The organism is Tsukamurella pseudospumae (genome assembly GCF_001575205.1).
Lineage (GTDB): Bacteria > Actinomycetota > Actinomycetes > Mycobacteriales > Mycobacteriaceae > Tsukamurella > Tsukamurella pseudospumae.
The window spans coordinates 111802-135645 of record NZ_LSRE01000044.1 but is presented as its reverse complement, the minus strand read 5'-3'; the positions used below and the strand labels follow the sequence as shown (position 1 = coordinate 135645).

23 protein-coding genes are annotated in these 23844 nt (G+C 70.0%); 14 read left to right on the top strand and 9 right to left on the bottom strand.

Annotation, left to right across the window (positions count from 1 at the left end; all coding sequences use genetic code 11):
* Positions 1–22: 22 nt before the first annotated feature.
* Positions 23–2035 (bottom strand): glycoside hydrolase family 15 protein, encoded by a 2013-nt coding sequence (locus tag AXK61_RS18350; protein WP_068746576.1) that lies wholly within the window; start codon positions 2033–2035, stop codon positions 23–25.
* A gap of 58 nt (positions 2036–2093) precedes the next feature.
* Between AXK61_RS18350 and AXK61_RS18345 the strand changes: the two genes are divergently transcribed.
* From AXK61_RS18345 to AXK61_RS18310, 8 genes are all read left to right on the top strand, one after another.
* Positions 2094–2330, top strand: a complete 237-nt coding sequence (locus AXK61_RS18345) for a hypothetical protein (RefSeq protein WP_139057995.1) — start codon at positions 2094–2096, stop codon at positions 2328–2330.
* A 155-nt stretch (positions 2331–2485) separates the two neighbouring features.
* Positions 2486–3580 carry a sulfate ABC transporter substrate-binding protein gene (locus tag AXK61_RS18340; RefSeq protein ID WP_068746575.1) on the top strand — a complete coding sequence of 365 codons (1095 nt, stop codon included), beginning with the start codon at positions 2486–2488 and terminating at the stop codon, positions 3578–3580.
* Positions 3580–4371, top strand: a complete 792-nt coding sequence (cysT, locus tag AXK61_RS18335; protein ID WP_068572474.1) for a sulfate ABC transporter permease subunit CysT — start codon at positions 3580–3582, stop codon at positions 4369–4371. Before AXK61_RS18340 ends, cysT begins: the two co-directional genes overlap by 1 nt.
* Positions 4372–4429: 58 nt before the next feature.
* A complete protein-coding gene (gene cysW, locus AXK61_RS18330; protein WP_068572476.1) occupies positions 4430–5248 on the top strand; it encodes a sulfate ABC transporter permease subunit CysW in 819 nt (272 codons plus the stop codon).
* On the top strand, positions 5238–6239 hold the full coding sequence (locus AXK61_RS18325; protein WP_068572478.1) for a sulfate/molybdate ABC transporter ATP-binding protein: 1002 nt from the start codon (positions 5238–5240) through the stop codon (positions 6237–6239). Before cysW ends, AXK61_RS18325 begins: the two co-directional genes overlap by 11 nt.
* 51 nt (positions 6240–6290) lie before the next feature.
* Positions 6291–7175, top strand: a complete 885-nt coding sequence (locus AXK61_RS18320) for a DUF1707 SHOCT-like domain-containing protein (RefSeq protein ID WP_175400042.1) — start codon at positions 6291–6293, stop codon at positions 7173–7175.
* Positions 7176–7208: 33 nt separating this feature from the next.
* Positions 7209–8456 (top strand): GNAT family N-acetyltransferase, encoded by a 1248-nt coding sequence (locus AXK61_RS18315; RefSeq protein ID WP_068572484.1) that lies wholly within the window; start codon positions 7209–7211, stop codon positions 8454–8456.
* Positions 8456–8863: a hypothetical protein gene (locus AXK61_RS18310; RefSeq protein ID WP_068572486.1), complete on the top strand. Its 408-nt coding sequence runs from the start codon at positions 8456–8458 to the stop codon at positions 8861–8863. Before AXK61_RS18315 ends, AXK61_RS18310 begins: the two co-directional genes overlap by 1 nt.
* Before the next feature lie 147 nt (positions 8864–9010).
* Here the strand turns inward: AXK61_RS18310 and AXK61_RS18305 are convergent, their stop codons facing one another.
* Genes AXK61_RS18305 through AXK61_RS18290 form a run of 4 tightly spaced genes read right to left on the bottom strand, consistent with a single transcriptional unit; the run spans position 9011 to position 13651 of the window.
* Positions 9011–10288 carry a sulfate adenylyltransferase subunit 1 gene (locus AXK61_RS18305; protein WP_068572488.1) on the bottom strand — a complete coding sequence of 426 codons (1278 nt, stop codon included), beginning with the start codon at positions 10286–10288 and terminating at the stop codon, positions 9011–9013.
* The gene (gene cysD, locus AXK61_RS18300) at positions 10288–11214 is read right to left on the bottom strand and encodes a sulfate adenylyltransferase subunit CysD (RefSeq protein ID WP_068572490.1); all 927 of its coding nucleotides are present in this window, start codon (positions 11212–11214) and stop codon (positions 10288–10290) included. The genes AXK61_RS18305 and cysD overlap by 1 nt, the downstream gene beginning before the upstream one ends.
* On the bottom strand, positions 11211–11933 hold the full coding sequence (locus tag AXK61_RS18295) for a phosphoadenylyl-sulfate reductase (RefSeq protein ID WP_068572492.1): 723 nt from the start codon (positions 11931–11933) through the stop codon (positions 11211–11213). The genes cysD and AXK61_RS18295 overlap by 4 nt, the downstream gene beginning before the upstream one ends.
* Positions 11930–13651, bottom strand: a complete 1722-nt coding sequence (locus tag AXK61_RS18290) for a nitrite/sulfite reductase (RefSeq protein WP_068572494.1) — start codon at positions 13649–13651, stop codon at positions 11930–11932. The genes AXK61_RS18295 and AXK61_RS18290 overlap by 4 nt, the downstream gene beginning before the upstream one ends.
* A gap of 259 nt (positions 13652–13910) precedes the next feature.
* Here AXK61_RS18290 and hemW point away from each other — a divergent pair, with 259 nt between their 5' ends.
* The gene (gene hemW / locus AXK61_RS18285; RefSeq protein WP_068746574.1) at positions 13911–15083 is read left to right on the top strand and encodes a radical SAM family heme chaperone HemW; all 1173 of its coding nucleotides are present in this window, start codon (positions 13911–13913) and stop codon (positions 15081–15083) included.
* 27 nt (positions 15084–15110) lie between these two features.
* On the opposite strand, the gene AXK61_RS18280 is transcribed toward hemW, so the two are convergent.
* The 3 genes from AXK61_RS18280 to AXK61_RS18270 all read right to left on the bottom strand — a co-directional run bounded on the left by AXK61_RS18280 (position 15111) and on the right by AXK61_RS18270 (position 16913).
* On the bottom strand, positions 15111–15851 hold the full coding sequence (locus tag AXK61_RS18280; protein ID WP_068572497.1) for an SIMPL domain-containing protein: 741 nt from the start codon (positions 15849–15851) through the stop codon (positions 15111–15113).
* 67 nt (positions 15852–15918) lie between these two features.
* Positions 15919–16548, bottom strand: a complete 630-nt coding sequence (locus tag AXK61_RS18275; protein ID WP_068746573.1) for an SIMPL domain-containing protein — start codon at positions 16546–16548, stop codon at positions 15919–15921.
* An 11-nt stretch (positions 16549–16559) separates the two neighbouring features.
* Positions 16560–16913 (bottom strand): type II toxin-antitoxin system VapB family antitoxin, encoded by a 354-nt coding sequence (locus tag AXK61_RS18270; protein WP_068572501.1) that lies wholly within the window; start codon positions 16911–16913, stop codon positions 16560–16562.
* A gap of 60 nt (positions 16914–16973) precedes the next feature.
* Between AXK61_RS18270 and hrcA the strand changes: the two genes are divergently transcribed.
* The 5 genes from hrcA to AXK61_RS18245 all read left to right on the top strand — a co-directional run bounded on the left by hrcA (position 16974) and on the right by AXK61_RS18245 (position 22035).
* A complete protein-coding gene (gene hrcA, locus AXK61_RS18265; protein WP_068746572.1) occupies positions 16974–18008 on the top strand; it encodes a heat-inducible transcriptional repressor HrcA in 1035 nt (344 codons plus the stop codon).
* A gap of 125 nt (positions 18009–18133) precedes the next feature.
* The gene (dnaJ, locus tag AXK61_RS18260) at positions 18134–19300 is read left to right on the top strand and encodes a molecular chaperone DnaJ (RefSeq protein ID WP_068572506.1); all 1167 of its coding nucleotides are present in this window, start codon (positions 18134–18136) and stop codon (positions 19298–19300) included.
* Positions 19301–19306: 6 nt separating this feature from the next.
* Positions 19307–20095 (top strand): 16S rRNA (uracil(1498)-N(3))-methyltransferase, encoded by a 789-nt coding sequence (locus AXK61_RS18255; RefSeq protein ID WP_068572508.1) that lies wholly within the window; start codon positions 19307–19309, stop codon positions 20093–20095.
* A 56-nt stretch (positions 20096–20151) separates the two neighbouring features.
* The gene (locus AXK61_RS18250; protein ID WP_175400043.1) at positions 20152–20877 is read left to right on the top strand and encodes an alpha/beta hydrolase family protein; all 726 of its coding nucleotides are present in this window, start codon (positions 20152–20154) and stop codon (positions 20875–20877) included.
* A 108-nt stretch (positions 20878–20985) separates the two neighbouring features.
* On the top strand, positions 20986–22035 hold the full coding sequence (locus AXK61_RS18245) for a PhoH family protein (RefSeq protein WP_068572878.1): 1050 nt from the start codon (positions 20986–20988) through the stop codon (positions 22033–22035).
* Between the two features lie 4 nt (positions 22036–22039).
* On the opposite strand, the gene AXK61_RS24525 is transcribed toward AXK61_RS18245, so the two are convergent.
* Positions 22040–23815 (bottom strand): serine/threonine-protein kinase, encoded by a 1776-nt coding sequence (locus AXK61_RS24525; protein WP_068572513.1) that lies wholly within the window; start codon positions 23813–23815, stop codon positions 22040–22042.
* Between the last annotated feature and the right edge of the window lie 29 nt (positions 23816–23844).

Here is a 23844-nt window from a genome sequence, read left to right as displayed (position 1 = left end):
TGAACCTACGGCCTCACGCTCGTCAGGGGGTCGGATGCGCCGGGAGGAAGGCCGACGCGTCGTGCCCGGAGGAGTCCTCCGCCCGGATCACGTGCACCACCGCGTTGATCAGCGCCAGGTGGGTGAACGCCTGCGGGAAGTTGCCGAGGTGCTTGCCCGACTTCGGGTCGAGCTCCTCCGCGTACAGCTTCAGCGGCGACGAGTACGCCAGCAGTCGCTCGCACAGCGCCCGAGCGCGGGCGACCTCGCCGATCTCGACCAGCGCGGAGACCAGCCAGAACGAACAGATCGTGAACGTTCCCTCCTCGCCCGCGAGCCCGTCGTCGGTCTCCTCGACGCGGTAGCGCAGGACCAGGCCGTCCTCGGTGAGCTCGTCCGCGATCGCGAGCACGGTGGCGCGCACCCGCGGGTCGTCTGAGGGGAGGAATCGCAGCAGCGGCACCAGGAGCAGCGACGCGTCCAGCGCGGGGGCGCCGTAGCGCTGCGTGAACACGCCGCGCTCGTCCACGCCGTGCTCGAGGATGTCGGCCTTGATCACCTCGGCCTGCTCCGACCACTCGCGGGCGTAGTCGTTCTCGCCGTGCATGACCGCGAGCTTGGCGCCGCGGTCCAGAGCGACCCAGCACATCACCTTCGAGCTCGTGAAGTGCTGCGGCTCCCCGCGCACCTCCCAGATTCCGCGGTCCGGCTCGCGCCAGTGCTTGAGCGCCTCCTCGACCTGCTCCTTGAGCACCGGCCACAGCGTCTCCGGGATCCGCTCGGACGACTTGGTGTTCAGGTACACCGAGTCCAGCATCGTGCCCCAGATGTCGTGCTGGCGCTGGTCGTAGGCTCCGTTCCCGATCCGGACCGGCCGCGCACCGTCGTACCCCGAGAGGTGGGAGAGCTCCTCCTCGTGCAACGTGCGTTCCCCGCCGACGCCGTACATGACCTGCAGCGGATGTCGCTCACCGTTGTTGGCGCCCGAGACATCGGCGATGAAGGAGAAGAAGTCCTCGGCCTCCCGGTCGAGCCCCAGCGTGTACAGGCCCCAGAGGGCGAAGGTGGAGTCGCGGACCCAGGCGTACCGGTAGTCCCAGTTGCGGACGCCGCCCGGGGTCTCGGGCAGCGAGGTCGTGCACGCGGCCAGCAGCGCGCCGGTGGGCGAGTAGGTCAGGCCCTTGAGCGTGAGCGCCGAACGCTGCAGGTACGTGCGCCACGGGTGGTCGGGGAACTGGCCCACGTTGATCCACTGCCGCCACGACTCCGCCGTCGACCACATCTTCTGCGCCGCCTCGGCGAAGGTCTGCGGCACGGGGTGCTTGCTCCAGGACAGGGCGACGAAGACCTCGTCACCCTCCTTGAGCCGAGTGTGCGCGCGGGCCTCCCGGCCCTCCAGGCCGAGCCGCATGTTGGTGGTGAGCTTGAGCTCGGGGTGCGCCCCGAAATCGGTGCGGGCCCGCGCCACGGCCTCGCCGTAGCCGTCGCCGGAATAGGCCCACTCCGCGCCGGCGCGGTTGTAGTCGAAGGCGGGCTCGCAGTTGAGCTGCAGCTCGACGGTGCCGGACACGCACCGGGCCGTGCGGAGCAGGATGTGCTCGGCGTCCCAGTCCGTCGGTGTCCGACGGTGCGTGCGGGACCGGGTCTGCGTGTCGTGCCACGGGCCCATCACGAGGGCGTCACGGACGATGAGCCAGCCCGTGGAGGTCTGCCAGGTGGTTTCGAGCATGAGGCTGCCCGGCAGGTAGCGCCGGTCGACGGGGACCCGCACGCCGTACGGCGCGAGCCGGAAGGAGCCGGCGCCGCGGTCGAGAATGGCGCCGAAGACGCTGGGGGAGTCGGGGCGGGGGATGCACATCCATTCGACGCTGCCGTCGCGGGCGATCAGGCAGGTGTTCTCGCAGTCCGAGAGGAAGGCGTAGTCGTGGATCGGCGGGAAGACCGCGTCACCGAGGGGCGGGGTGTCGGTGATGAGCGCCTCGGGGCCGGAGACCTCGTCGAGGGCGGTGTCGGGGCCGGGGGCATCGGAGGTCGGGGCGTCGTTCTTCGATGACATGCAGTCCATGATGAGGCACGGCGACCGGTTCGCGCAGCGCGGTCGCTACGCTGGGCGTGTGCATGCGATCGCGCAGTGGTGGGACTCGGTGGAGCTGTGGCTCACGGGTCTGCCCTTCGCGCTGCAGGTCAGCCTGGTGATGGTTGTACTCGCGGTGATCGCAATGCTGGTGGTGCGCGTGCTGAGCGCCCTCATCGACCTCGTCGCCGACACGCTGGACGCCCGCCTCGCGCGGGCCTCCCGCGCCGACGCCGCAGGTCATGAGGCCGGAGAAGGGGATGACGAGAGTGTCTGAGACAGGCGGCGGATGGCGGGCACTGGTGCCCAAGTCGAAGGTGACGCTCGCGCTGATCGCGCTGCTGGTGCTCCTCGTGGTCGCGTGGGCGCTGCTGCGCTGACCGCGCTTCGTAGGATTCTCGCCTGACCTGTCCACAAGCAGAACGGCGAGACGTGACCAGACCCACTCGCCGCGGCCGTGCCCTGAGCATCGTCGCGGTCGCCCTGACCGTGCTGCTCACGGCCTGCGGGGGCGGCTCGACCGACGACCCGCACGGCGTGGACATCTCCAGCGGCACTCAGCGGGTGAACCTCGTCGCGTTCGCGGCGCCCAAGCCCGCCTTCGACGTGGCCATCCCGCTGTTCCGTACGACCGACCCCGACGTCGGCTTCTCGCAGTCCTACGGCGCGTCGGGCGATCAGTCCCGCAAGGTCGCGCGGCACGTGCCCGCCGATGTCGTGAACCTCTCGGTCGCGCCGGACGTCACACGCATCGTCAAAGCCGGCCTGATCGACAAGGACTGGGAGAAGGTCTACCCGCGGCGCTCCGTGCCGTTCACGTCGCTGGTCGCCGTCGTCGTGCGCCCCGGTAACCCGAAGGGCATCCACGACTGGGCGGACCTGCTCAAGCCCGGCGTCGAGGTGGTGACCCCGAACCCGGCGAGCTCGGGCTCGGCGAAGTGGAACCTGCTGGCCCCGTACGCCGCGCTGTCGAACGGCGGCCAGGACCCGTCGAAGGGCCTGGCCTTCGTGAAGGAACTCATCCGGGACCATACGACGGTGAGCCCGGGCTCGGGCCGCGACGCCACCTCGGCCTTCGAGTCCGGCCAGGGCGATGTGCTGCTCAGCTACGAGAGCGAGGCGGTCCTGCTGCAGCGGCAGAGCGTCAAGGACGGCAAGCCGAAGCCCGAGTACTTCATCCCGCCGCAGTCCTTCCGGATCGACCTGCCGGTCGCCGTGGTGAACACCGCGCAGTCGCCCGAGGCGGCCAAGCGGTTCGTGGCCTTCCTGTTCTCGCCCGAGGCGCAGCGCGCGATCCCGGCGTCCGGGTTCCGCGCCGGCGACCCCACGATCGCCGCCGAGACGGCGCACCTGTTCTCCGCCCAGCCGCAGCGCCTGTGGACCATCGACGAGCTGGGCGCCGTGCTCGGCAGGGGGACCGCCGCGAAGAACGGCGGCAAGGACCTCGTCGGGTGGCCCGCGGTGGACGCGGCATTGTTCGGCGACAAGGGCACCATCGCCACCGCCTACAAGACCGGGGGCAAGTGATGCGACGCTTGATCAACCCGCTGCGCATCGGCGTCGCGTGGATCTGGATCTCGGTCATCGTGTTGCTGCCCATCGCGGCCATCACGACGCGGGCCTTCGACAACGGCTGGTCCGGATTCTGGGACGCGCTGACGGCGAAGAACGCCGTGTCGACCCTGCTCATCACCGTGTGGGTCGCGCTGCTCGTCACGGTGATCAACGTGGTGATGGGCACCGTCATCGCGTGGGTGCTGGTGCGGGACGACTTCCCGGGCAAGGGCGTCGTCAACGCGCTCATCGACCTGCCCTTCGCGCTGCCGACCATCGTCGCGTCGATCGTGCTGCTCTCGCTGTACGGGCCGGACAGCCCGATCGGGTTGACGCTCAACGCGACCCAGCCGGCGATCGTCATCGCTCTGGCCTTCGTGACGCTGCCCTTCGTCGTGCGGCAGGTGCAGCCGGTGTTGATCGAGCTCGACCGCGAGGTCGAGGAGGCCGCCGCCTCGCTCGGGGCGCCGAACCGGGTGATCGTGGCGAAGATCGTGATCCCGACCCTGCTCCCCGCCATCCTCTCCGGCGCCGGTCTGGCGTTCACCCGGGCGATCGGCGAGTTCGGCTCGGTGGTGCTCGTGGGCGGCAACATCCCGGGCGAGACACAGGTCGCCTCGCAGTACATCCAGCAGCAGCTCGAGGTCGACAACCAGGTGGCCGCGTCCGCCGTGTCCGTCGCACTGCTCGCCATCGCCTTCGTGCTGCTGGCGGTGATGCGGTTCGTCGGGGGTAGGACCGCCAAGCGGGAGGAGAACGAGTGATGACCGGATGCCAGACGGTCCCGTGCGGTGGTCCCGAGGGACGCAGGGAGGAGCAGGAGTGAATCTCTCCAGGAAGACGGTGCTGAGCCTGCGGTCCGTCGCGCTGCTGTACCTGCTGGTGCTGCTCGTCCTGCCGATCGGCGTGATCCTGTACCGCTCGTTCGAGCGCGGTCTCGGCGAATTCTGGGCCTGGATCACCACCCCGGCCGCGATCTCGGCGCTGCAGCTGTCGCTGCTCATCGTCGCGATCGTGGTGCCGCTCAACGTGATCTTCGGCGTCCTCGTGGCGCTGGCCCTCGCGCGCGGGAGGTTCCGCGGCAAAGCGGCGCTGCAGGCCGCCGTCGATCTGCCCTTCGCCGTCTCGCCCGTGGTCGTGGGCGTCGCGCTGATCATGCTGTGGGGCGTGGGCGGCTGGTTCGGCGGCATCGAATCGCTGGGCTTCCGCGTCATCTTCGGCCTACCCGGCATGGTGCTGGCCACCACCTTCGTGACACTGCCCTTCGTGGTGCGTGAGGTGGAACCGGTGCTGCACGAGATCGGGCAGGACCAGGAGCAGGCGGCGGCGACGCTCGGCGCGAACGCCTGGCAGACTTTCTGGCGGATCACGCTGCCCGCGATCCGGTGGGGCCTGACCTACGGCGTGGTGCTCACGATCGCCCGCGCCCTCGGCGAGTACGGCGCGGTGCTCATGGTCTCGTCGAACTTCCCCGGCATCTCGCAGACGCTCACCCTGCTCGTGAGCTCGCGCAACCACGACGACTACAACACCTTCGGGGCGTACGCCGCCGCGACACTGCTCATGCTGCTGGCGCTCATCGCGCTGGTGGTGATGTCCCTGCTCGAAGCGACCCGCAGGAGGAACCGCGATGACGATTAACGTGGTGGGGGCCAACAAGCGCTACGGCGACTTCGCGGCCCTCGACGATGTGTCCCTGGAGATCCCCGACGGCTCGCTCACCGCGCTGCTCGGCCCCTCGGGCTCCGGCAAGTCGACGCTGCTGCGCTCGATCGCCGGCCTCGACCGGCTGGACTCCGGCCTCGTCGAGATCAACGGGATCGACGTCACGCACGCCTCGCCGCAGCAGCGGGACATCGGCTTCGTGTTCCAGCACTACGCGGCGTTCAAGCACATGACGGTGCGGGAGAACGTCGCCTTCGGGCTGAAGATCCGCAAACGCCCTGCGGCCGAGGTCAAGGCGAAGGTCGACGACCTCCTCGAGGTGGTGGGGCTCACCGGCTTCCAGACCCGCTACCCGGCGCAGCTGTCGGGCGGCCAGCGCCAGCGCATGGCGCTCGCCCGCGCCCTGGCGGTGGATCCGCAGGTGCTGCTGCTCGACGAGCCCTTCGGCGCGCTCGACGCGAAGGTCCGCGACGAGCTGCGGTCCTGGCTCCGTCGCCTGCACGACGAGGTGCACGTGACCACCGTGATCGTGACCCACGACCAGCAGGAGGCGCTCGACATCGCCGACCGCATCGCGGTGCTCAACAAGGGGCGGATCGAGCAGGTGGGCACTCCGGCGGACGTCTACGACCGTCCCGAGACCGAGTTCGTCATGTCCTTCCTCGGCTCGGTGGCCAAGCTCAACGGGGTGCTGGTGCGGCCGCACGACATCCGGGTCGGCCGTACGCCGGAGCTGGCCCGGGCGGGCGGACAGACCTCCGAGGAAGCGGGCGTCCTGCGGGCCGAGGTCGAGCGCGTGGTGTACCTGGGCTTCGAGGTGCGCGTCGAGTTGAAGAACGCCGCCACCGGCGAGCGCTTCCACGCCCAGATCACCCGCGGCGATGCGTCGGCGCTGGAGCTCTCGGAAGGCGACGCGGTGTACGTACGCGCCACCCACGTCCCCGAGATCGCGGTGCAGAAGGCGTAGCCGCGCAGATGTAATGCCGGCGCGGCGCCCGTGCGATGTACGGTCATGAAGATGACGCCACGGAATGGGGAACTCCGGGCGCGCGACATCGACCGAGTGTGGGTGATGGCGCGGCTCGATGAGGCGTTCACCGACGGTCAGTTGTCGCCGGACGAGCACGAGGCGCGGGTCGGCAGCGCCCGCACCGCGCTCACCGTGCCCGACTTGGACGCGCTGTTGCGCGATCTCCAACTGCCGGCGACGGTGCCGACCGCGCGCTACCGGGCGCCGTGGTACGCCCGGCTCACCCGACGTGGACGAGTGGGCATCGCACTGACGGCGCTCGCCGTGATCGTTGCGATCGGGGCGGGGATCATCGTGTGGTTCGTACCGCCCTCCGGCGATCGCTCCGCAGCTGCCGCGCCACCCGGGGCCGCCGCACCGCCGGCCGCAGCCGCGGACAACGGCGTGACGGAGCGACTCGTGGGCGGGGAGATGTTCACCGAGGCGGGGATGAACGAGGTGGTGAGCGCGCTGCGCAAGCGGTTCGGCACCACCGTGATCGAGGGCGTGCACTTCTACCGGGACAGCGCGGTGGTCCGGGTTCCCGAGGCGGAGTCGCCGGTCGGAGCGGCGTGGTACACCTACTCGCTGGGCGGCGATTTCCACAGCCGTGAGGTGTACGGCGGGCTGTCGGTGTCGTCGGGCGCGGGACTGCGCGTGGACCTCGCGCACCTCGACACCGCTGAGATCGCGGCGGTCATCCGGACGGCCCCGGAGAAGCTGGGACTGACGACCGCCACGATGTCGCCGAACGAGCGCTTCCGTGTCACCGTCGGCGGTGACGGTGGCGGCGAGGTGTGGATGGGGATCAACGACATCGGCATCGATTCGCACCTCGTCACCGGTCTGGACGGCGCGATCAAGGGTGTGCACCGGTGCGGCTGGGGCTGCTGAAATCCGGTTGTGCGCATCGGTAATGTTGCCGCTATGACCGATTCGAGCGGTATCGAGTTCCAGCGTGTGCGTACCCCGGAGCAGTACGCCGGATTCCAGGAGTGCGCCTCCATCGGCTTCCAACAGCGGATGGAGAACGCCGAGGCCTGGACCGAGGCGATCCTCGCCGACCTCGACGCGCTCGATCACCGCGTCGCCGTCGCGGACGGGCGGACCGTCGGGACCTTCCTGTCCTTCGACCAGCGGCTCACCGCGGTCGGCGGGGCGACGGTGCCCGCTCGGGCCGTCTCCGCCGTCACGGTGCTGCCCACGCATCGGCGCCGCGGGATCCTCGGCAGGCACATGCGCGAGTCTCTTACCGCCGCTCGCGTGGACGGTGCGGCCGCGGCAACCCTCATCGCCGCGGAGTACGCGATCTACGCCAGGTACGGGTTCGGGCAGAGCACCGAGGTCGTCGACTACCGCATCGCGGTCGACCGCGCCCAGCTCCCCGAGCGGAGCTCGGACCAGCTCCGCTACGTCGGCGGTGACGAGTACCTGGCGGCCGCGGACGGCATCCGTGAGCGGGTGAGCGTCCCGGGCCGCGTGTCCCGGCTCGGCATCAACGGCCGGCAGTCCGCGGGCCTGCTCGGCAAGGACGACGACAAGCAGCGCCTGGTGCTGCGTCGCGACGGCGACGTGGCGGGCGTGCTCATCTACACCGTCGAGAACAAGTGGACCGACTCCCGTCCCGACTCGACGGTCACCGTCTCCGAGCTGCTGGGCATCGATGTGGCCGCCGAGCGGGAGCTGTGGGCGTTCGTGATGAGCATCGATTGGGTGAGCACGGTCCTTGCGCCGCAGCGGGCTCCCGACGACATCGTGAGCACTGTCCCCGTCGACCCGCGGACGGTCCAGGTGTCCAATCGCTGCGACATGCTGTGGATCCGGCCCCTCGATGTGCCCGCGCTGTTCGCGGCGCGCACCTACGCCGCCCCGGGCCGCATCGTGCTCGACGTGACCGATCCCGGGTACGACGGTGCGGGGCCCGGCCCGGCGCACGGACGGTTCCTGATCGAGAGTGCCGGCGCCGCAGGGGGAGCCGGCACCTGTGCGCCCACCGACGAGCCCGCGGACCTCGCCCTCGATGTGACGGACCTCGGGCGGCTCTGGCTCTCCGACGAGCCGGTGGCCCGTCGCGTCGCCGTCGGGTCCGTGCGGGAGCTCACCGACGGTGCCGCCGCCCGCGCCGACCTGATGCTGTTCAGTCCGCGTCGACCCTGGTCGGTCGAGCACTTCTGATGCGCGATCCGAGCACCTCGCTCGCGTTCCTCCGGGTGGAGCGGGACATGAATGTCAGCGGGATCCGATACGAGTTCCTGCCCGCGTCAACGGATCCGCTGCCGCAGTGGGCTCGCCTCGACCGGTCGTCGTGGGACGGGCTGTGGTTGCGGCTCGCCGACGCACACGTGGTCGGAATCGCGTTCGACCATGTGGGCGATGAGGAGGAGCGGACGCATCGGGTCGCAGATCAGGTCCAGGTGGCCGTGCTCGATTCCGCGCAGGTGATTCGGCCGGCTCGGACCTGGCCTCGCGCGACGCGCGGTGGCAGTCCGTTGTGGGCACTGATGCGCGACGGAATCGCGGTGTGGGAGAGCGTGGACGGGACGGAGCGGTACCGAATCGGTGAGTTGCCCGAGGGACGGTGACGAGTGTCACTCGTGCGCAGCCGTGACGTCTCGGGACTGTCACCGATGCCCTGTGACGTAACAGCCGCTCGTGCGCAAGCCATCGCCCCGGAACGGCGCCGGCCGCACCCCGACGAACGGAGTGCGGCCGGCGGACCGTCGAACTGCTTAGACCAGGTGGGCGAGGGCGTCCCCGACCAGGCCCGCGGCGAGGGTGTTGCCGCCGGCGGGGTCGATGAGCAGGAAGCTGCCCATCTCCCGGTTCTTGTCGTAGTCGTCGGCGACGATCGGCTCGGCCGTCTGCACCGTGATCCGGCCGATCTGGTTGAGCTCCAACGTGTCTCCGGAGACGATCTGCAGTTTCTGCTCGTCGAACACCGCGTCCAGCGCGCCCACGATGGCCTGCGTGGTCTTCGTGCCGTGCTTGAGCAGCAGACGCGCGCCGATGCGCAGCGGCTTCTCGGCCAGCCAGCACACGGTGGCCTCGAACTGCTGGCGCGGCTCGGGGGCGTCGGCGGCGGAGACGATCACGTCGCCGCGGCTCACGTCCACGTCGTCGGCGAGGATCACCGTCACGGAGCGGCCCGTGTGCGCGGACGCGAGCTCGCCGTCCGCGGTGTCGATCCGCTCGACCCGGCTGCGCGTGCCCGCGGGGAGCACGAGGACCTCGTCACCCACGTCGACGGTGCCCGCGGCCACCTGACCGGCGTAGCCGCGGTAATCGGGGTACTCGGGGGTGCGCGGCCGGATCACGTACTGCACGGGGAAGCGGAAGCCGATCGGCTTCGTGTCCGGGTCCGTCGGGACGGCCTCGAGGTGCTCGATCAGCGACGGGCCGTCGTAGTACGGCGTCGTCTCCGAGCGCGAGGCCACGTTGTCGCCGTGCAGAGCCGAGACGGGGATGGCGTGGACGGCATCGTCGGACCACCCCAGCGAGGAGGTGAGCTCCCGGAACTCCGCCGAGATCTCCTGGAACACCGACGCGGGGTCCTCGACGAGGTCGATCTTGTTCACCGCGAGCACCAGGCGCGGAACGCCGAGCAGCGACAGCACGGCCGCGTGCCGGCGGGTCTGCTCGATGACGCCCTTGCGGGCGTCGGTCAGCAGGATCACGACCTGCGCCGTGGACGCGCCGGACACCGTGTTGCGGGTGTACTGGACGTGGCCCGGGGTGTCGGCGAGGATGAACGACCGGTCGGGCGTCGCGAAGTAGCGGTAGGCCACGTCGATCGTGATGCCCTGTTCGCGCTCGGCGCGCAGGCCGTCCACGAGGAGCGACAGGTCCGGGGTGTCGAGGCCCTTGTCGACCGATGCGCGCGTGACGGCGTCGATCTGGTCGGCGAGCACCGACTTCGTGTCGTAGAGCAGGCGCCCGACGAGGGTCGACTTGCCGTCGTCGACGGAGCCGGCGGTGGCCAGGCGGAGGAGTGCAGGAGCCTGCGACATCAGAAGTAGCCCTCTTTCTTACGGTCCTCCATGGCGGCCTCGGAGACGCGGTCGTCGCCGCGGGTGGCGCCGCGCTCGGTGAGCCGCGACGCGGCGACCTCGGCCATGATCTGCTCGTTGGTCGACGCGGTCGACTCGATGGCGCCGGTGGTGGAGCCGTCGCCCACGGTGCGGTAGCGCACCGAGAGGGTCCGGACCTGCTCGCCCTCGCGGGCGCCGCCCCACACGCCGGAGGTCATGAGCATGCCGTCGCGATCGAACACCTCACGCTCGTGCGCGTAGTAGATCGAGGCCAGCTCGATGTCCTCGCGGGCGATGTAGCGCCAGATGTCGAGCTCGGTGAAGTTGCTGATGGGGAACACGCGCACGTGCTCGCCCGGCGCGTGCCGGCCGTTGTAGAGGTTCCACAGCTCGGGGCGCTGGCGCTTCGGGTCCCACTGGCCGAAGGCGTTGCGCAGCGAGAAGATCCGCTCCTTGGCGCGGGCACGCTCCTCGTCGCGACGGCCGCCGCCGAAGACGGCGTCGAACCGGTTCCCCGAGATGGCGTCCAGGAGCGGCACCGTCTGCAGCGGGTTGCGGATACCGTCGGCACGCTCTTCGAGCCGGCCGTCGGCGAGGTAGTCCTCGACCTTGGCCACGTGCAGGCGCAGGTTGTACTTCTCGACCATCCGGTCGCGGAAGTCCAACACCTCGGGCAGGTTGTGGCCCGTGTCGACGTGCAGCAGCGCGAAGGGGAGCGGGGCCGGCCAGAAGGCCTTCACCGCGAGGTGCAGCAGCACCGTCGAATCCTTGCCGCCCGAGAAGAGGATCACGGGGCGCTCGAACTCGCCCGCGACCTCGCGGAAGATGTGGATGGCCTCGGACTCGAGGGCGTCGAGCGTGCTGAAATCGCTCGTTGCGGGGGCTGTGGGCTCTGTGATTGTCATGAGGCGTGCAATCCGCATTCTGTCTTGGTCGAACCGGCCCAGCGGCCGCTGCGAGGATCGGTACCGGGGGCGGGCTTGTTGGTGCAGGGCTGGCAGCCGATCGACGGGTAGCCCTCGTCCACCAGCGGGTTGACCAGGATGCCGTTCTCCTCGATGAACTGCTGCATCCGCTCGTCGGACCAGTCGACGATCGGGTTCACCTTGAGCAGCCCGAAGCCCTCGTCGAAGGAGATGAACGGCGCGTTCGCGCGGGTGGGCGATTCGACGCGGCGGATGCCGGTGACCCAGGCGCGGTAGCCCTTGAGCGACTCCCGCAGAGGCACCACCTTGCGCAGGTTGCAGCACTGCGCGGGATCGCTCGCGAACAGGTCCTTGCCGATGGTGGCGTCCTGCTCGCCGACGCTCTGCTCGGGCGTGACGTTGAGCAGCTCCACCTCGTAGATCGCCTCGACCGCGTCGCGCATGCCGATCGTCTCGGGGAAGTGGTAGCCGGTGTCGAGGAAGAGCACCTTGGGGCGGTCCTGCACCTGCTTCGCGAGGTGCACCAGCACCCCGTCCTGCATGTTGGACGCGACGATGAAGTCCTCGCCGAAGGTGTCCAGGGTCCACTGCAGGAGCGTGAGCGCATCGGCGCCCTCCAGCTCCTTCGACGCGCGCTCCGCGAGCGCGCGCAGCTCGTCCGCGTCGCGTCCGGTCAGGGGGTTCGACGGTGCCGTCATCGCAGGTCCTCCTCCGCGGCGCGGGCCACCCACTGCGCGAACCGCTCCTCGCCCTCGCGCTGCTCGGCGAACTTCCGCACCACTCGTTCCACGTAGTCCACGACCTCGGTCGCGAGCACCTTGTGAGCCCGGAGCTTGCGCCCGAACCCGGTGTCCTCGCCGAGGCTGCCACCAAGATGAACCTGGAATCCCTCGACGTGATTCCCGTTGTGGTCGTCCACCAGCTGCCCCTTGAAGCCGATGTCGGCGATCTGGACGCGCGCGCAGCTGTTGGGGCAGCCGTTGACGTTGATGCTGATGTTCGTCTCGTGCAGCTGGTTCAGATCGGCGAGCCGCTTCTCCAGCTCGGGTACCAGCGACTGGCTGCGGCTGCGGGTCTCCGTGAAGGAGAGCTTGCAGTACTCGAGGCCGGTGCAGGCGATGAGGTTGCGGCGCCACCGCGAGGGCCGGGCCGTGAGGCCGACCTTCTCCAGTGCCGCCTCGAGCCCGGCGACCTTGTCGTCGGGGACGTCGACGACCACGATCTTCTGGTACGGGGTGGCGCGGACCCGATCGGTGCCGGCCTCCTCCATCGCATCGGCGATCGCGTCGAGGGCGTCGGCGGAGAGCCGGCCCGAGACGGCCGAGAAGCCGACGGCGTTGAGGCCGTTGCTCTGCTTGGTGACGCCGACGTGGTCGATGGTGGTCTTCGGCGCGATCGGGGCCGGACCGTCGATCAGCTTGCGGCCGAGGTACTCGTCCTCGAGCACCTGGCGGAACTTCTCCGGGCCCCAGTCCTTCACCAGGAACTTCAGCCGCGCCTTGCTCCGCAGGCGGCGGTAGCCGTAGTCGCGGAAGATCGCGACCACGCCCTCCCAGACGTCCGCGACCTCGTCGAGCGGCACCCAGACGCCGAGCCGCTGCGCGAACATCGGGTTGGTCGACAGGCCGCCGCCGACCCAGAGGTCCAGGCCGGGGCCGTGCTCGGGGTGGTGCACGCCGACGAAGCTCACGTCGTTGATCTCGTGCGCCACGTCCTGCAGGCCGGAGACCGCGGTCTTGAACTTGCGGGGCAGATTCGAGTACTCGGGGTTGCCGATGTAGCGGCGCTTGATCTCCGCGAGCGCAGGGGAGGCGTCGAGCACCTCGTCGGGTGAGAGACCGGCCAGCGGCGAGCCGAGCATGCCGCGGGGGCAGTCGCCGCAGGCCTCGGTGGTCTCCAGACCGGCCTCCTCGAGGCGGCGCCAGATCTCCGGGATCGACTCGATCTCCACCCAGTGGTACTGGATGTTCTGCCGGTCGGTGATGTCGGCGGTGCCGCGTGCGAAGTCGCGCGAGATCGACGCGAGGGTGCGCACGCCCTTGGTGGTGAGGTTCCCTCCGTCGGTGCGGACCCGCATCATGAAGTACGGCGCCTCGATGAGGTCGACGTGGTTGTCACCGCTGTAGCTGCCGTCGAATCCCTCGGCTCGCTGCGTGTACAGCCCCATCCACCGGAATCGCCCGCGCAGGTCGGCCTTGTCGATCGAATCGAACCCCGACTTGGAGTAGATGTCCAGGATGCGGCGCCGCACGTTGAGCGGGTTGTCGTCGCGCTTGGACTGCTCGTTCGCGTTCAGCGGGGTGCGGTAGCCCAGCTTCCACTGGCCCTCCGATTTGCGCTGTGCGGGGCGCTTGCGAGCCGGTCGCGTGGGCGCGGCGTCGGCGGAGGGGGCAGGGGCGTCGGTGATCGACGTCATGAAGGCTCCTGGGATTCATGGGATGGCGCGCCAGGGCTGGTGGCGCTCAGGGGACTCGACGCGGAAGAGGGCGCCGGGAATCAGGCCCGACAGCCGCTGCTGCAGACCCGCAGGTAATCGATGTGCCGGCGCGACGCCAGCAGCTCACCCTGTCCATCCATCGAGATCATTGTGCCACCGGATGGGCGCAGAAGTGGAATCGGGTTTCGCTCAGCGATGCGTGAAATCATGCGAGCCGCGCACCTGCAAGACTGGGCGGATGTCCGCGCCCTCGATCCCCGAGCTCAGCAGGCTCGACGGTGCCGCGACGCCGTTCGGGCTGTATCTACACGTCCCGTTCTGTGCGACGCGCTGCGGCTACTGCGACTTCAACACCTACACCGCCGGCGAGTTGGGCGCGTCCACGTCACCGCAGGCCTGGGCCGAGGCCGTCGACGGGGAGCTCGCGATGGCGCGGCGCACCGTCGGCGACGTACCGGTGTCGACGGTGTTCGTCGGGGGCGGGACACCGTCGCTCCTGGGCGGCGACGGGCTCGCCGCCCTGCTGGACACGGCAAGGCGACACTTCACCTTCGCCGACGACGCGGAGGTGACCACCGAGTCCAACCCCGAGTCGACCTCGCCGGAGTTCTTCACTCGGCTGCGTGAGGCGGGCTTCACCCGGGTCTCGCTGGGCATGCAGTCGGCGGCGCCGCACGTGCTGCGCGTGCTGGACCGCACGCACACCCCGGGCCGCGCCGTGGCCGCCGCGAAGGAGGCCCGCGCGGCGGGCTTCGACCACGTCAACCTGGACCTCATCTACGGCACACCGGGGGAGTCCGACGACGATCTGCGGGCGTCCCTGGACGCGGTGCTCGACGCGGGCGTCGACCACGTCTCCGCGTACGCGCTCATCGTCGAGGACGGGACGGCACTGGCCCGCCGGATCCGTCGCGGCGAGCTCCCCGACACCGACGACGACGTGCTCGCCCACCGCTACGAGATGCTCGACGGTGCGCTCCGAGCTGCCGGGTTCGACTGGTACGAGGTCTCCAACTGGGCCCGGTCGGACGCCGGTCGGTGCCGGCACAACGAGCTGTACTGGGAGGGCGCGGACTGGTGGGGCGCCGGCCCCGGCGCGCACGGCCACGTCGGCGGCACCCGCGTCTGGAACGTCAAGCACCCCGCCCGGTACGCCGACGCCGTCGGCCGCGGCGAGCTGCCGATCGCGGGGCACGAGGTGCTCACCGACGAGGACCGGCACGTCGAGGAGGTCATGCTCCGGGTCCGCATGCGGTCCGGGATCCCCGTCGAGGTACTGAGGTCGGAGGAGGTCGGCCGCGCCGATGTCGAGGTCGCGACGGGCGCGCTGCGTCGTGAGGGCGACGCGTACGTGCTCACCGACGCCGGGCGGCTGCTGGCCGACGGAGTCGTGCGGCGCATCCTCGACTGAGCGTCGCGCCCGGCCGGATCACACGGCTCAGGACAGTTTCCACACCACCGTGACGGTCACCGTCAGTGACTGCTCGCCGCTCTCGATCGGGACCGGGGAGGCCGCGACGCCGGCGGTGTCGGGCGTGTACTGCCGGGTCGTGGTCGGGCGGGCGGATGCGCCCTCCGACACCGTGCGGACCTCGCCGAGCTCGCCCCCGGAGAGCTTGGCGTACTGCTCGGCGCGGCTCTTGGCCTCCGCGAAGGCCTTGTCGCGGGCGGTCGCCTTGAGCGCCGAGTCGTTCTCGATGTCGAAGCCGACGGAGCTGATCCGCGTGGCGTCGCCGCCGGCGGTCGCGAGATCGCCGAGGAGCTTCGAGGCGGTGTCCAGCTTGCGGACCTTGACGGTGAGTGACTGCGTGGCCTCGTAGGACGTGATCTGCCGGTCGGTGCCGTAGCGCGGATTCACCCGCACGTTCGCGGTCTGGACGTCCTTCTTGTCCACGCCGTTCGCGGCGGCCGCGTCGATCACCTTCTGCGCGCTCGCGGAGGCGTCGTTGAGCGCGGTCGTCACGTCCCCGGCCTGGTGCTGCACCGCCAATTGCACGGTGAGGACGTCGGGCTTCCCCGAGGCCTCGCCGGTGCCGACCGCGGTGATCTCCCGCGGGGAGTCGTTGGAGGTGCTGGACGAGCCGCAGGCGGACACCGAGCCCGCCGTCGCGACCGCCACCAGGAGCGCGATGCCGGTGACGCGCCAGTTCCGTGCCGTGCTGAATGTCCGATTCGTCATGGTGTCAGCGTGGCAGGGGCGGAGCGTCGCCGCAGCGGATCGGTCGTTACGGCAACGTTCCTGCCGGTTAGACCAACTCCCATTCGACGACGACCTGTGCGGTCACGACGCGCTCGCCGGCCTCCATCGCGGGACCCGACCCGGGCGCCGCGGCGGCCCTGGCCGCGAACATCACCTGCGGCCGCGGAGCGGACGCCGGGTCGTCGGCGATGCTGAGCACGGCTCCCAGCGCGTCGCCGGACAGGCGGGCGTACTGCTCGGCCTTGGCCCGCGCGTCGGCGAACGCGGCGTCGCGGGCCGCGGCCGCCGGGGCGGCACCGTCGGACAGCGCGAAGGTGACGGAGTCGATCCGGGTGGCGTCGCGCGCCGCGGCTGCGGCCGCCTGCAGCACCCACGCGGCGTTGGCCACGTCCCGGACGGTCACCACGAGCGACTCGGACGCCGAGTAGCCCTCGAGCCTGCGGTCCTCCCAGGGCCCCGTCTCCACGGTCTGCAGGCCGACGTCGGAGGTGGCGACGTCACCGTCGGCGACCCCGGCGGCGCGGACGGCCGCGACGACGGCCCGTGCCGCATCGCCGGCGCCGGAGAACGCGGCGACGACGTCCTTCGCGCGGTGCTCGACCCCGATCCGGGCGATCACGACGTCGGGGATCGCGGCGGCGGATCCGGTGCCGGTCTGGCGGATGGTGCGGGTCATGGGCTTACCTCTCAGTCCTGGCGCGCGTGCTTGCCGTGCCTCCCCGAGGATGCCGGACGCGCGGGGGTGCCGGGCGGCAGCGAGTACACGCGGCAGTGCAGCACCTCGCGCCCGCGCAGCGCGGACCGTACGGCTCGGTGCAGGCCGTCCTCGAGATACAGGTCGCCGTTCCACGCCACCGCGTGCGGGAACAGGTCGCCGTAGAAGGTCGAGTCCTCGGAGAGCAGCCGATCGAGTGCGAGCACGGTGGTCGTGGTCACCAGGGCGCTCAGGCGGACCTGCTGCGGCGGGATCTGCGACCACTCGCGCGCGCTGAGGCCGTGCTCCGGGTACGGCTTCCCGTCGAGTACGCCCTTGAAGATCACGGGTCGACTCTAGCCCGCGTAAGCTGGACGTTCGAAGTTCACAGGCGAAAGGGCCACACGATGTCGAGCACGGAGGACCGGCGGTTCGAGGTGCTCCGGGCGATCGTGGCGGACTACGTCGAGACGCACGAGCCCGTCGGATCGAAGGCGCTCGTCGACCGACACCAGCTCGGCGTGTCCAGCGCGACGGTCCGCAACGACATGGCGGTCCTCGAGGCCGAGGGCTACATCACGCAGCAGCACACCAGCTCCGGGCGCATCCCGACGGAGAAGGGCTACCGGCAGTTCGTCGACCGGATCGCGCAGATCAAGCCGCTGTCGGCGGCGGAGCGCCGGGCGATCGTGCAGTTCCTCGAGACGGGGGTGGACCTCGACGACGTGCTGCAGCGCTCGGTCCGGTTGCTGGCGCAGCTCACCCGGCAGGTCGCGGTGATCCAGTACCCGGTGATCAGCTCGGCGCGGGTGCGGCACCTCGAGGTCGTGGCCCTGGCGCCCACGCGGCTGCTGCTCGTGGTGATCCTGGACTCGGGCCGCGTCGAGCAGCGGCTCGTGGAGCTGGGCGGCCCGGCGTCCGACGACGACCTCTCCCGCCTGCGGGAGCTGTTCGGTGCGGCGGTGCACGGCAAGCTCATCCCGGACGCGTCGATGGGCGTGGCAGACCTCGCGCCGCTCGCGCCCCGGGACCTGCGCGACGCGGTGATCCGGGTGTCGACGGTGCTCGTCGAGACCCTGGTCGAGCGCGCCGACGACCGGCTGGTGCTCGGCGGCACCGCCAACCTGACCCGCAACGCCGCCGATTTCGACGCGGTGTCCGGCTCGCTGCGCAGCGTGCTCGAGACGCTGGAGGAGCAGGTCGTGGTGCTCAAGCTGCTCACCGCGCGGCAGCAGCCCGGCACGGTGTCGGTCGCGATCGGGTCGGAGACGCAGGACGAGAACCTGCGCGGCGCGTCGGTGATCTCCACCGGCTACGGGGCGCCCGGCGCGGTGTTCGGGGGTGTCGGGGTGCTCGGTCCCACCCGGATGGACTATCCGGGCACGATCGCGTCCGTGGCAGCGGTCGCGCGCTACGTCGGTGAGGTGCTCGGTGGGCGCTGACGGCGCTCGGCCGCCGGGCTGACCTGTGCGAATGGTCCGAATCGGCCCCGTGGTGGAATCATGGGTTGAGCGCGGTCCGAGCAGGTCCGCTGATTGTCGTCCACGAGTTAGAGGGATTCGCCGCTGTGGCACGTGATTACTACCGCATCCTCGGAGTCGATTCGAAGGCTTCCGACCAGGAGATCAAGCGCGCGTACCGCAAGCTGGCCCGCGAGCTGCACCCGGACGTGAACCCGGACGACGCCGCGCAGGAGAAGTTCCGCGACGTCTCCGACGCCTACGAGGTGCTCAGCGACCCGGAGAAGCGCCGCGTCGTCGACATGGGCGGCGATCCGCTCGACAGCTCGCCGGGTGCCGGCGGTTTCGGCGGCGGCGGATTCAGCGGTTTCGGCGGTGGTGGTCTGGGCGATGTCTTCGAGGCCTTCTTCGGCGGCGGCATGGGCGGCGGCGGTCGCGGCCCCCGGGGCCGCGTGCGCGAGGGCAACGACGCGCTGATCCGCATGGAGCTGGACCTCGACGAGTGCGCGAACGGCGTGAGCCGGGAGCTCACCGTCGACACCGCTATCCTGTGCGACAAGTGCCAGGGCTCGGGCACCGAGGGCGACAGTAAGCCCTCGACCTGCCCCACCTGCCGTGGCGCGGGCGAGGTGCAGTCGGTGCAGCGCTCCTTCCTCGGCCAGGTCATGACCTCGCGGCCGTGCCCCACCTGCGCGGGCGTCGGCGAGATCATCGAGAACCCCTGCAGCAAGTGCAGCGGCGACGGCCGGGTCCGCACCCGCCGCAACCTCACCGTGAAGATCCCCGCCGGCGTCGGCGACGGCATGCGCGTGCGCCTGGCCGGCCAGGGCGAGGTCGGCCCCGGCGGCGGCCCCGCGGGCGACCTGTACGTCGAGGTCACCGAACGCGAGCACGAGTTCCTCACCCGCGACGGCAGCACGCTGCACGTCACCGCGCGGGTCCCGATGTTCGACGCGGCGCTGGGCGCCGAGGTGACGGTGCCCACCGTGATCGACGGCGAGCTCACCGTCGAGGTGCCGCCGGGCACCCAGACCGGCGACAGCAAGGTCCTGCGCGGCCACGGCATGCCGCAGGTCAACTCGCAGGTCCGCGGGAACCTCGTCGTCCACTTCGACGTGGCGGTCCCGTCGCGACTGGACAAGAAGCAGACCGACAAGCTGCGCGAGCTCAAGGCGCTGTTCCCGGGCGAGGGCCCGCACGCGGCGCGCCGCGGTGGCCAGGACCAGGGCGGCGGCATCTTCTCCCGCCTGCGCGACACCTTCGCCGGACGGTAGCCGCAGGTGGCGGCCACCGTCTTCCTCGCGGACCGGCTCCCGGCCGAGGGGCAGGAGCACCTGCTCGACGGTGAGGAGGGCCGGCACGCCGCGGCGGTGCGGCGCGTCCGGGTGGGCGAGGAACTCGTCCTGTCCGACGGTGCCGGGGGGTTCGCCCGGTGCACCACGACCGCTGTCGGCAAGGCCGACGTGACGGTGCGCTGCTCGCAGTCGTGGACGGTGCCTCCCGCGTCCCCGCGGGTCGTGCTGGTGCAGGCGCTGCCCAAGTCCGAGCGCTCCGAGCTCGCGGTGGAGTTGGCGACCGAGGCCGGCATCGACGCGATCATCCCGTGGCAGGCCGCGCGTTGCGTCTCCCGCTGGGACGGCGGAGGGGCCGGTGGGAAGGGCTCCGGCAAGGGCTCGGCGAAGGCCGAGAAGGGGATCGCCCGGTGGCGCGCGGTGGCCCGGTCGGCCGCGAAACAGGCTCGGCGAGCGTACGTTCCGGAGATCCACGACCTCGTGACCACACGAGAACTCGTTCCACTACTCACCAGTATGGATGCGAATGTAGTTGTCCTACATGAGGGTTCGGCGGTCCCACTGGGCGAGGTTGACTTCTCAGTAACCGGAACCATCGTTATCGTGGTGGGGCCGGAGGGCGGAATCAGCCCCGAGGAACTGGATGCCCTGGTCGGGATGGGCGCGCAGCCCGCGCTCCTCGGCCCGACGGTGCTGCGGACTTCCACCGCGGCCGCCGTCGCCCTGGGTGCTCTGGGAGTAATGACCGACAGATGGTCCGGCACGCCGCCGGACTGACGGCCGGACCGGCGGGATGCCGGTGCGGCGGGGTGGCTCAGGAGGGCTCGGACACGATGGCGCGTCGCATCTTCTACGGCAGCGAGGACTCGCAGCACGGCCACTTCTACCCGGGCGATGCGGACAAGCCGCTGATCACCCTGGTGCACGGTGGATTCTGGCGCAGCCTCTACACCATGAAGATGGAGGCGAAGGTCGCCAAGGACCTCAACGACCGCGGCTACCCCGTGTGGAACGTCGAGTACCGGCGTGTCGGTGAGCCCGGCGTGACCTGGCCGATCCTCAGCCAGGACGTGCTCGCCGCCATCGACTACGGCACCGCGAAGCTCGCGAAGGGCGCCGGGCACATCGTCGCCGCGCACAGCGCCGGCGCCACGCTCGCGGTGTGGGCCGCCGCGCAGCGCCCCGACGACCTGCTCGGCGTCATCTCCCGCGGCGGGGTCCTCGACCTGATCGAGCGCGGCGACGGCGACCAGTCCATGCGGCTGCTCTTCGACCTCGGTCCGAACGCGAACCCGCGGCTGCTCAAGCGCACCTTCGCGGAGGCCAGCCCCGTCGGGCAGATGCCCTTCGCGACCCCCGTGCGCGTACTGCACGGGCGCCTCGACGAGCAGGTGCCCTACCAGCTCTCCGAGTGGTTCCTGCAGCGCGCGCAGGAGAACGGCATGGGCGATGTGACCCTGACCATGATCGAGCGCGAGGGGCACGACGACTTCCTCGAGCCGGGCTCGAAGGGGCACGCCGCCACTGTCGCCGCGATCGAGGAACTCTCCGCGAAGTAGCGGCTGTCCGAATCTCGGAGGCGGCGGCACCCGGTGGGGGACTAAACTGGAGGCATCCGCCCCGACGGGGTGGTGCCCCGCCTCACCGACGAAGGATCGACGCACCGCGTGCCAGAGAGCAACAGTTCCGATATCCGCGCCCGGGCAGTGACCCCGGCGCGGTCCACCATCGAGATCCCCATCGAGCTGACCTTCGGACTCCTCGGCCCCGCGGACGCGAATCTCCGCGCCCTGGAAGGTGTGCTCGCCGCTGACGTCCACGCCCGCGGCAATGTCATCACCCTGGCGGGCACCCCGGCCGATGTGGCGCTCGCCGAGCGCGTCGTCGCCGAGCTGCTCGCCGCCGTCCGCAGCGGCGTCGCGGTGAGCCCGGAGGAGGTGCGCCGCTCCGTCGCGATGATGACCGACGGTTCCGGTGAGTCGCCCGCCGAGGTGCTCACGCTCGACATCATCTCGCGCCGCGGCAAGACGGTGCGCCCGAAGACGGTCAACCAGAAGAACTACGTCGACGCGATCGACGAGCACACCATCGTCTTCGGCGTCGGCCCCGCCGGCACCGGCAAGACCTACCTCGCGATGGCGAAGGCGGTGCAGGCGCTGCAGACCAAGCAGGTCAGCCGCATCATCCTGACCCGTCCGGCCGTGGAGGCGGGGGAGCGGCTGGGCTTCCTGCCGGGGACCCTCAACGACAAGATCGATCCCTACCTGCGGCCGCTGTACGACGCGCTGCACGACATGATGGATCCCGAGGCGATCCCGAAGCTGATGGAGGCCGGGGTCATCGAGGTGGCGCCACTGGCCTTCATGCGCGGCCGGTCGCTCAACGACGCCTTCATCATCCTCGACGAGGCGCAGAACACCACCGCCGAGCAGATGAAGATGTTCCTCACCCGCCTCGGCTTCGGCTCCAAGATCGTGGTCACCGGCGACGCCTCCCAGGTGGACCTGCCGGGTGGCGCCACCAGCGGCATGCGGGCCGCCGTCGACATCCTGCGCGGTATCGACGACATCCACATCGCCGAGCTCACCAGCGCCGACGTGGTGCGACACCGCCTCGTCGCCGAGATCGTGGACGCCTACGCGCAGTTCGAGGCGCAGCTGGCGGAGACCAAGCGGCCGCAGATCGGCGGCGCACGACGGATCCCGGGGCGGCGCTAGATTCTCAGCACCGCGCCGGGTAGCTCGGCTCGACACCGTCGACCGACGTCGGGTATGCGACTGTCTTCTCGACGGTGAACGGTCCGGCGGTCTTGGCGAACGACATTGCCTCGAACGATCGAGGCTCGCCGTTTCGCACGCAGTCGACCACCACCGAGGAGACGACCGATCCCGCAGGCGTCGAGACGAACGACTGCACCATCACATTGGCCGGGCTCCCGCCTTGCAATGAGAGTCGTCCGACGACCGTCGGGCCGTAGGTCGACGTCGGGTCCTTGATCGAGGGGGATGTGACGGATACGCCCGGTGCGTTGATCGATCCCCAGTCGTGCCATTTGCCGAGGATCGTCAGCTCCACCGAGTCGACCTTCTTTCCGGCAGGGGCATCGGCGGTGATCCCGTAGTCGGCATTCGGTGGAAGCTGATAGACGGTGTTGAGAACGGTGCCGGCTACGCCTCCCTGCCCCTGTGTCGCGATGACGGATCCGGAGCTGTCGAGGAGAGTCAGCTCGTACCCACTGCGCACCAGGCCGACCGACGGATTCGGATTGTGGATCCGGACGCTTACGTCGGTTCCGACCTGCGTGAAACCGATCACCTCGACCTGCTTGACCCCTGCTGTTCCCGCGCTGCGTGAAGCTGTTGTCTTGGTCGGCGGCCTTGAGCCGGGTGACGCGACAGACTCCTGAGTCGTCGACGTCGGGGCCGCCACGGTTGTGCTGGTGCGATCCGATGCGGCGAATGAATAGACGCCGCCTGCGGTGATCACTGCGCCGGCAACACCGATCGCAACGGCCATGTTGCGCTTGGATGCCTTTTTCGGCTCGGGCCTTCGAGGATCTGAAGGTCGAGGGACTGATGTCGTGGTGACCGCGTAGTCGGACCTGAGCACGGTGGGTGCATCGCTCGCCGAAGACACATCGGTGGGATCGGCATCGATCGATGAGGAATTCGGCTCGCCGATGAGCGCAGCGCTTGCGGCGGCCGCCAATTCTCCGGCTGTCTCGAATCGATCCTCCGGTATCTTGGCCATGCCGCGCACAACGACTGCGTCGAACGGAGCAGGAAGACCTGGGACGAGTGCGGTCGGTTGCGGAGGCGGAAAGTGCAAGTGCCCGGCTATTTGCTGCTCGACGTTCTTTCCCGGGAACGGGGTAGTACCGGTCAGCAGCTCGTACAGAACGCATGCGAGTGAGTACACGTCAGCCCGATGGTCCGACTCGCCGCCACCGAATCGTTCAGGTGCCATGTACGCGAATGTGCCGATGGTCAAGCCGGTGCTCGTCAGACCGGTTTCGCCTGCAGCTCGCGCGATGCCGAAATCGATGAGGTAGACGAAGTCGCGATCGGCGACGAGGATGTTCGCCGGCTTGACGTCGCGGTGCTCGAGACCGACCGCATGCGCGGCGTCCAAAGCCGCCGCGACCTGGTCGATGATCGCGATGGCTCGGTGCGGTGACAGTGGACCCTCGGACAAGAGAATCGTACGTGCGTCGACGCCGTCGATGAGCCTCATGTCGAGGAAGAGCTGCCCGTTGATATCGCCGAAATCGTGAATCGGGATGATGTGAGGTTCGCGAAGTCCTGCAACCAGATTAGATTCGCGTTGAAACCGCTCGCGAAACTCCGGGCTGGTGGCGAAATCCGCGGGGAGGACCTTCAGGGCGACTTCCCGGTTCGTTTGCGTATCGAACGCCCGGAAGACCTGGCCCATTCCGCCTGCCCCGATCTTCGAGATGATCCGGTAGCGGCCGAAGTCGGAACCGTCAGTGATCGTCATGACGTGTGGCACCCGCGGCGAATGAGCAT

Coding starts and splice junctions, on each gene's coding strand:
- AXK61_RS18350 (WP_068746576.1), bottom strand. CDS start 2,035: ATGTCATCGAAGAACGACGCCCCGACCTCCGATGCCCCCGGCCCCGAC.
- cysT (WP_068572474.1), top strand. CDS start 3,580: ATGCGACGCTTGATCAACCCGCTGCGCATCGGCGTCGCGTGGATCTGG.
- AXK61_RS18325 (WP_068572478.1), top strand. CDS start 5,238: ATGACGATTAACGTGGTGGGGGCCAACAAGCGCTACGGCGACTTCGCG.
- AXK61_RS18320 (WP_175400042.1), top strand. CDS start 6,291: ATGACGCCACGGAATGGGGAACTCCGGGCGCGCGACATCGACCGAGTG.
- AXK61_RS18315 (WP_068572484.1), top strand. CDS start 7,209: ATGACCGATTCGAGCGGTATCGAGTTCCAGCGTGTGCGTACCCCGGAG.
- AXK61_RS18310 (WP_068572486.1), top strand. CDS start 8,456: ATGCGCGATCCGAGCACCTCGCTCGCGTTCCTCCGGGTGGAGCGGGAC.
- AXK61_RS18305 (WP_068572488.1), bottom strand. CDS start 10,288: ATGTCGCAGGCTCCTGCACTCCTCCGCCTGGCCACCGCCGGCTCCGTC.
- cysD (WP_068572490.1), bottom strand. CDS start 11,214: ATGACAATCACAGAGCCCACAGCCCCCGCAACGAGCGATTTCAGCACG.
- AXK61_RS18295 (WP_068572492.1), bottom strand. CDS start 11,933: ATGACGGCACCGTCGAACCCCCTGACCGGACGCGACGCGGACGAGCTG.
- AXK61_RS18290 (WP_068572494.1), bottom strand. CDS start 13,651: ATGACGTCGATCACCGACGCCCCTGCCCCCTCCGCCGACGCCGCGCCC.
- hemW (WP_068746574.1), top strand. CDS start 13,911: ATGTCCGCGCCCTCGATCCCCGAGCTCAGCAGGCTCGACGGTGCCGCG.
- AXK61_RS18280 (WP_068572497.1), bottom strand. CDS start 15,851: ATGACGAATCGGACATTCAGCACGGCACGGAACTGGCGCGTCACCGGC.
- AXK61_RS18275 (WP_068746573.1), bottom strand. CDS start 16,548: ATGACCCGCACCATCCGCCAGACCGGCACCGGATCCGCCGCCGCGATC.
- hrcA (WP_068746572.1), top strand. CDS start 16,974: ATGTCGAGCACGGAGGACCGGCGGTTCGAGGTGCTCCGGGCGATCGTG.
- AXK61_RS18250 (WP_175400043.1), top strand. CDS start 20,152: ATGGCGCGTCGCATCTTCTACGGCAGCGAGGACTCGCAGCACGGCCAC.
- AXK61_RS24525 (WP_068572513.1), bottom strand. CDS start 23,815: ATGACGATCACTGACGGTTCCGACTTCGGCCGCTACCGGATCATCTCG.